The organism is uncultured Sphingorhabdus sp. (assembly GCF_937872355.1).
GTDB lineage: Bacteria > Pseudomonadota > Alphaproteobacteria > Sphingomonadales > Sphingomonadaceae > Sphingorhabdus_B.
Genome location: NZ_CALMSV010000104.1, coordinates 1 through 3,048, shown reverse-complemented (window position 1 = coordinate 3,048; position 3,048 = coordinate 1). Strand labels below are relative to the sequence as shown.

The 3,048-nt window shown below is 59.6% G+C and carries 2 protein-coding genes and 1 pseudogene; 2 read left to right on the top strand and 1 reads right to left on the bottom strand.

The window, feature by feature from the left end; genetic code table 11:
- Nucleotides 1-154: 154 nt before the first annotated feature.
- Together Q0239_RS06075 and Q0239_RS06070 are read left to right on the top strand one after the other, a co-directional pair.
- Nucleotides 155-850: pseudogene (locus Q0239_RS06075) on the top strand (IS66 family transposase); the annotation flags it as partial.
- Between the two features lies 1 nt (nt 851).
- Nucleotides 852-1,088 carry a hypothetical protein gene (locus Q0239_RS06070; protein WP_298599897.1) on the top strand — a complete coding sequence of 79 codons (237 nt, stop codon included), beginning with the start codon at nt 852-854 and terminating at the stop codon, nt 1,086-1,088.
- Nucleotides 1,089-1,460: 372 nt separating this feature from the next.
- Here Q0239_RS06070 and Q0239_RS06065 read toward each other — a convergent pair whose 3' ends face one another.
- Nucleotides 1,461-2,939, bottom strand: a complete 1,479-nt coding sequence (locus tag Q0239_RS06065) for a thymidine phosphorylase family protein (RefSeq protein ID WP_298599894.1) — start codon at nt 2,937-2,939, stop codon at nt 1,461-1,463.
- Nucleotides 2,940-3,048: the final 109 nt, after the last annotated feature.

Sequence of the window (3,048 nt, the reverse complement as noted above, 5' to 3'; positions counted from 1 at the left end):
GGGCTTCCCGTCGCCGCGCCGATGACCGCCGCACTGGCGGCCGACTTCATCTCGGAATGGTGGCCGGCTTCAAATCGGAACGGTGGCCGACATCAAATCGGAATCCCGGCCGGCTTCGCGTCGGAATAGGTGGCCGGATTAAATCGGAATCCGCATCCTGCAGGCCGACGCCTACGACGGTTACAACAAGCTCTATCTGGCGGGTCGAAAACCGGGGCGGATCCAGGAGGCGGCGTGTGGGGTCCACGGCCGCCGCCCCTTCTTCGCCATGGCCGATCTCGAGGAGAACGCGCGTCGCAAGGCTGCGGGTAAGAAGGAAATCCCCTTGTCGCCGATCGCGATCGAGGTCGTACGCCGCATCGACGCGCTGTTTGCAATCGAGCGCGATATCAATGGAAAGAGCCCCGAAGAGCGCGCCGCGGGGCGGAAAGCCATGAGCCGACCTCTGGTCGATGATCTCCATGCCTATATGCGCGAACAGGCGGCGAAGCTGTCGCCCCGCCACGATCTGGTCAAGGCGATCAATTACATGCTCAAGCGCTGGGCGGCCTTCACGCTGTTCCTCGACGATGGACGTGTCTGCATGTCCAACAATGCCGCCGAGCGCGGTCTGCGCGGCATCGCTTTGGGAAGAAAATCGTGGTTGTTCTGCGGATCCGATCGCGGGGGGCAGCGCGCTGCGGCCATGTACGGCCTCATCGTGACGGCGAAAATGAACGGCGTCGATCCGCAGGCTTGGCTCGCCAACGTCCTTGCGCGAATAGCTGCTCATCCTGCCCATCGGCTTGATGAGCTGCTGCCGTGGAACTGGCGTCGCCCCGCCGCGACCGACGCCGCGCTCGCCGCCTGACATGCACGTCAACAAGGTCTCTCACGTCACGACCATTGATCGTGTCGCTGCTGATCTCGGCGAGGATGTCGACTGGCTCCACGACGTCGCTTTGGATATGGATATCGAGGACGGCGTGATCTGGGTCTACGGAACAGGCGACGATCAAGTCTTGGCGTTCACCGACTTCGGCATCGACACGCTGGTCGACCTGATCAAAGAGCACCGCAAGCTCGCGCGCTCCAATCCCGAAACCTGATCACCTGCGGCCTACACCGGATGCGTACCACTGAAGGAAATCTCGGTCGAGCCGGGCGCAGAGCGGAGTCGTCCGCGCAAGGCGTCTGTCCGCAGAGAGAAGTAGCAGCGACCTGACTAACAGTTTCACGTGCTGTGCCACGGAGGCGCGCATAGGTCGCTCTTTTCGGTATCTGGCGAATAGAGCGTACTCGATCCCAATTCGATCATTACGCTTGGCAGTCTGGCATATAGTGCAAACGCGTCTGCGGCCATGATCGTTGAACGTTTATTCAATGTCGCGCTCGCGGCGCGATCCATGCCCTCACGGCAACTGAGACCCGGAGCAGACCTGGCGCAAGTTCAATGCCTGATCATTCGTTGGTCGCGGCAATTACTCTCCTAGTTGAATAACAGGGCCGATCGTAGTTAGGAATTCCGCAGTGTAAGAGAGTTCGCTTGCCATGGCAGCATGAATCTCAAACAGAGTGTCTCCTGCCGCTACGAGGTCCGCTAGTCGCACTTTCAAGAAGACCCCGGAGATTGCTGATCGAGGTGCCCCCGCAAGCTTCGCAACCCGCGACAAATTTCGATTATCAATGGATATGACCACTCCATCTCGCTCCGCGCGTACGGCCAAAACGTGGGTAGCTACACCGGGAGCTCGCATCCCGCCCTGCGCAATGCAAATCCTTCGGAATTTCTCCCAGGCAGCACCGCTTTCTAAGGTCGTGAGAGCACGGGTAAAGCCTCCACCCGCGCTCACAACCCCCCCGATCTCAAGCGCAGCTCCGGCGAGCGCGGCCGCACGGTCGCGCAAATCCGTAGGGGCTCCAGGAGAGTTTTGTAGAACCGCCAGAACATCATGAGCTTCTAGGGCTGGTCCAATGCCTCTACCGACAGGTTGGCTACCGTCGGTTTGCAAGCAGGTGACGGCGAGCCCGAAATGCTGTCCGACAGCAATCAGTCTGGCTGCCAAACTTTCAGCCGCTTCTTCTGTTCGAATCTTGGCCGTAGCCCCTACGGGAATATCGACGACTACATGAGTTGAGCCGGCAGCGATCTTTTTGGACAACCCCGAGGCAACGAGTTGCCCTTCCGTATCAATGTCCAAGTCTCTTTCGACTCGGATAAAAATATCGTCGGCAGGACTGAGCTGCACCGCCCCACCCCAGACGATGCATCCTCCCTCCTTGTTCACGACACGTCGCATACTGGAGATATCCAGGTTGACGGGAGCAAGAGTCTCCATTGTGTCTGCAGTACCAGCTGGTGACGTTATCGCCCGGGAGGATGTTTTTGGCATAACCAAGCCATTTGCTGCGGCGATAGCGACAACAATCGGAGTCGTGCGATTTCCTGCTAAGCCTCCGATACAGTGCTTGTCGATGACGATCCGTCGATCCCAACTCAATTTCTCGCCAACCGCGATCATTGCAGCGGTGAGATCAATAGTCTCCTCGAGATTCAGCGGTGGCACCGCGCTTGCAGTCAGAAACGCTGCAAGATGCACGTCGGTATAACGCCGTGCAACAACATCTTTGATAATCGCATCAAGACCAGCACGCTCAAATCGGCCGCCGTAAATGCGTCTACGAATATGGCTAAGAGAATTGAGAGGTGGAGGGTGACTGACGAAAACCTCGTCGCCTTCATTGACGTCGAGCAACTCCCACGCAGCTTGCGACAAGCCGATATCGCCGATCGGCAACAAGTCGGTGTCGACCTGGAACAATTCCGCCTGGATGGATTTTTCGCCGGCGCGGACCAAAACGTGGGAGCGCGCCGTCAACCCCTCCGACTGGCAGGCAGGGCAGTCGGTGCGCATCACGGCAATGGCCTGATGCTGCGCGTGCAACCCCATGCGCCGCACGCGGACCGGCGGGGGCGGTGTTCGTCCCGCGGCTCCCCAACATACTCCTCCCCGTCGCCGGGCGCCACGGCCCGCCCACCCCCGATGCCCTTTATCCCCCCTCGCACCG